The sequence below is a fragment of the Polaromonas sp. P1_G1 genome (genome assembly GCF_056405595.1).
This window is the reverse complement of record NZ_JBFUBU010000104.1, coordinates 1-2,880: the sequence shown is the minus strand read 5'-3', so window position 1 is coordinate 2,880 and position 2,880 is coordinate 1. Positions and strand designations below refer to the sequence as shown.

General features: G+C 59.8%; 5 protein-coding genes. 1 reads left to right on the top strand and 4 read right to left on the bottom strand.

Annotation, left to right across the window (positions count from 1 at the left end; translation table 11 throughout):
- Nucleotides 1-347: 347 nt before the first annotated feature.
- Nucleotides 348-509, bottom strand: a complete 162-nt coding sequence (locus tag AC1D1Y_RS25850) for a hypothetical protein (RefSeq protein ID WP_477684872.1) — start codon at nt 507-509, stop codon at nt 348-350.
- A 392-nt stretch (nt 510-901) separates the two neighbouring features.
- On the opposite strand from AC1D1Y_RS25850, the gene AC1D1Y_RS25845 reads away from it, so the two are divergent.
- The gene (locus tag AC1D1Y_RS25845; protein ID WP_477684871.1) at nt 902-1,117 is read left to right on the top strand and encodes a hypothetical protein; all 216 of its coding nucleotides are present in this window, start codon (nt 902-904) and stop codon (nt 1,115-1,117) included.
- Here AC1D1Y_RS25845 and AC1D1Y_RS25840 read toward each other — a convergent pair.
- From AC1D1Y_RS25840 to AC1D1Y_RS25830, 3 genes are all read right to left on the bottom strand, one after another.
- Nucleotides 1,099-1,332: a hypothetical protein gene (locus AC1D1Y_RS25840; RefSeq protein WP_477684870.1), complete on the bottom strand. Its 234-nt coding sequence runs from the start codon at nt 1,330-1,332 to the stop codon at nt 1,099-1,101. The genes AC1D1Y_RS25845 and AC1D1Y_RS25840 overlap by 19 nt on opposite strands.
- Before the next feature lie 435 nt (nt 1,333-1,767).
- Nucleotides 1,768-2,091: a DUF6221 family protein gene (locus AC1D1Y_RS25835; protein ID WP_477684869.1), complete on the bottom strand. Its 324-nt coding sequence runs from the start codon at nt 2,089-2,091 to the stop codon at nt 1,768-1,770.
- On the bottom strand, nt 2,088-2,880 hold a 793-nt coding region (locus AC1D1Y_RS25830), incomplete at its 5' end, for a hypothetical protein (RefSeq protein WP_477684868.1). The genes AC1D1Y_RS25835 and AC1D1Y_RS25830, both read right to left, overlap by 4 nt.

Here is a 2,880-nt window from a genome sequence, read left to right as displayed (position 1 = left end):
GCACCCCCCTCCCTCGATAATTTCGGGACGGGGGTCATGGCCAGGGCATTACGCGGACGCCTAGGGCCGCCTGGTCGGCTTGAGCCTGCTCCAGGGGCTTTCCTGTAACTGCGGGTCGCAGATCATCTTTGGAGCCGTCTCCGCGCTGTTTGTTGCACAGTCCGTGGAGCAGCCGGTCGGCCTTGGTCCCACCGTGTGCCCTCGCGTGGGAGTGGTCTGCGGCGAGATCCTGGGAGAGGTACATCGGTTCCCCGCACCACCAGCAGGGGGTTCCTTCTACGTGGGCCCTCAGTAATCTTTCGCGCTGCTTCTGGTGTTCCCAACCGAGTCCTCGTTGGGTCGTGGTCTTAGTGCTTGCCATGGTCTTGTAGTTGGCGGATCTGCAATTCCAGCGAATCTCGCCCATCTTTCAGGACTTTGAGCTGTGCCTTGTTGTGATGTGGGTCTGCGAGCATCCGATTGAGGTGCACCTCTGTGTCGTAGAGCCGGTCTTCAAGGGTTGGCGACATCACTCACCTCGCAGTGTCGACACGGTATCCATCTCCCGCATCCGGGACAGAGATACGGACCGGGCTCGATGTCGGGTTGGTCGGGCTCGAAGTCGGACCACTTGACCGGCTGCAGCCCGGCGTCTGTGTGGTCCGACATCGCGTCACATCCTTCGATCAGCTCGCACGAGACTTGGAAGCAGCGCGTCGAGCATGTCGGGTGTAATCGTCATCGGCGCAATGACCCTCACTTCGGAAGCTGCAACGCCGCGGCAAGCTGTGCGCCAGTTGCGTGGTGTCATGTACGCCCAGTGCCTAGCCTCGGGATGGTCCCGGCGGTACTCCTCCACCCACCCTCGGTGAGGTGCTACCAGTACAGGGTCAGCCATCAGGACCTCCACATCCGCCACGTGTTGACGATCGCCCACCTGATCAGCGCGAGGCTAGGCATCGTCGTCGTCATCAAGTTTGCGAAGCGTGTGCATGAGTCCGTGCATTGCGACCGCACCAATTGCTATCCAAGTAGCTATCCAGCTTGGGTCACCCATTCAGATCACCCACTGTTCGATCAGCGCCCACACGATTCGGATCACTTCAATCAGGTCGAGGATCACGCTGCCGCCAAATGATCGAGTTGCGCTGCGTAGCCCGAGACCAGATCGTCGATGAGGTCGTCCGCATCGAATGGCGCCACCCAGACGAGCGCCGTGCGATTCATTTCCATTAGCTCGTCAAGTAGCTGGCATCGATCCCGGAAAGCCATCGAACTCAGCCAGGCTGAGAACTGTCGGCGCTCTTCCGGCGTGAAGAACTGTTCAGCTTGGAAAACGAGTGTTTCGCGCATGGATTCCACCACCCTGTGATCGATTGTCGGAGTACGTCATACGGTGACGGGACTCGAACCTGCAATCGGAAGTTGAGCCCCGGACGTGCGCTGGCAAGCGTCATCGGTCCGGGGGTTGCTGCACCATCCTCAAAAGGTGCGCCGTCGTCTCACGGTCCGGCGCGGTGTGCAGCAAGTTGATTCCACTCAGGCAGAGGCTCGGCTTTAGGTTCGCCATAGTGAGCCGCTTGGATTCCGTGCTCCCGACATCTGATGGCGGCCGGGCGGTGACTGAACCTGAGTGGAAGATTGTGGCGTTGATTCCTGGAGCACCCACCGGTGATGTTTCGGCTAGTGCATCAACAGATCCAGACGCGCCCCTGGACGACAAAAGCGCGAGGCGGACTTTCATCCACTACTCGCGCCAACGCGCCTAGCGTAACACGGGAGGTGCGGCTAAGGAATCGCCCACTCCGCCTGGTAGTCCGGATGATCCAAGTAGATGGCTGCAAGATTCAAGATCACGTCACATGGGGCTGATTCATACATCGCATCGTGAGCGTCGCAAGGATCTTGGTCGATGCCATGTTCTGCCATGATCGCTCGCTTTGCTGCCACCTCGCGGAGGATTCTCGACGGAGTGAAGGTCTGCATGAAGCCAGAATCGACGATGACCATGTGGTCATTCTTGGACCAGGCCAAGAGTCGGCCCTCATTAGCAGCCCGAGCGTCGGCCTCATCCTCTGCGATCCGAGCCTCGAGAAACTCGACAATCGTCACGCCGCCACCCTCCTGGCTCGAACCGGCACATCCAAGTGCTTGTCCAGCACCTCACCCATCAAGAACACTTCCGCCCTCGACAACACTCCACACCACTTGGCCACGATGTGCCCACCCTTCCGAAGCGCATCAACCCGATTGGCTGTCAGCCCGCGATACTCCGGATACYGACGCGCTAGCAGTTCGGCGACCTGGACGATGCCGGCGCGGTGTAGCATCCGGGCCCGTACTCGCTCGAGCACTTCATCCTTCTCGTGGACAGGCACCGGATCCTCGGCCGGAATGTCGACCGTCGCCCAGCATCGGTCCATCACCTTGCTGATTTCGACATATGCCGTGTCGGCGCCTTCAGTCATCGCGAGCGAGATGATGTTTCGCCGCAGCCACCGCGCCAATCCGAGCACCGATTCCTGATAGCCGTACGGCAAGCGGTTCTCGCTCTCGCGGAGTGGGCCCACGAAGTCGAAGTCGTGCGTGAACCCTGTCGGCATGTACGAGATCCCGCGGGAATCGCACACATGCCGAGCCCAACCTGCCAACTCGTTGAACAGTAGGTCGATCGCGTTGCTTGCGCCGAGATTGAACGGCAAGGGCTGCTCATCGGTGCCCGATGCGATTTTCATGCCGCCCTTGCCGATCCGATCCTGTCGGTACGTCGTGACTGCGAGATCCTCCGCGAGTGAAGGGATTTTCTTCAGCAGATCCAGTAGAGCTTTCTGATCAACTCTCGGTAGGTAGAAGTGATCCGCTTCGGTCGTCCCAACGCTCATGGTCACACCTTCCCAACAG

Coding starts and splice junctions, on each gene's coding strand:
- AC1D1Y_RS25850 (WP_477684872.1), bottom strand. CDS start 509: ATGTCGCCAACCCTTGAAGACCGGCTCTACGACACAGAGGTGCACCTC.
- AC1D1Y_RS25840 (WP_477684870.1), bottom strand. CDS start 1,332: ATGCGCGAAACACTCGTTTTCCAAGCTGAACAGTTCTTCACGCCGGAA.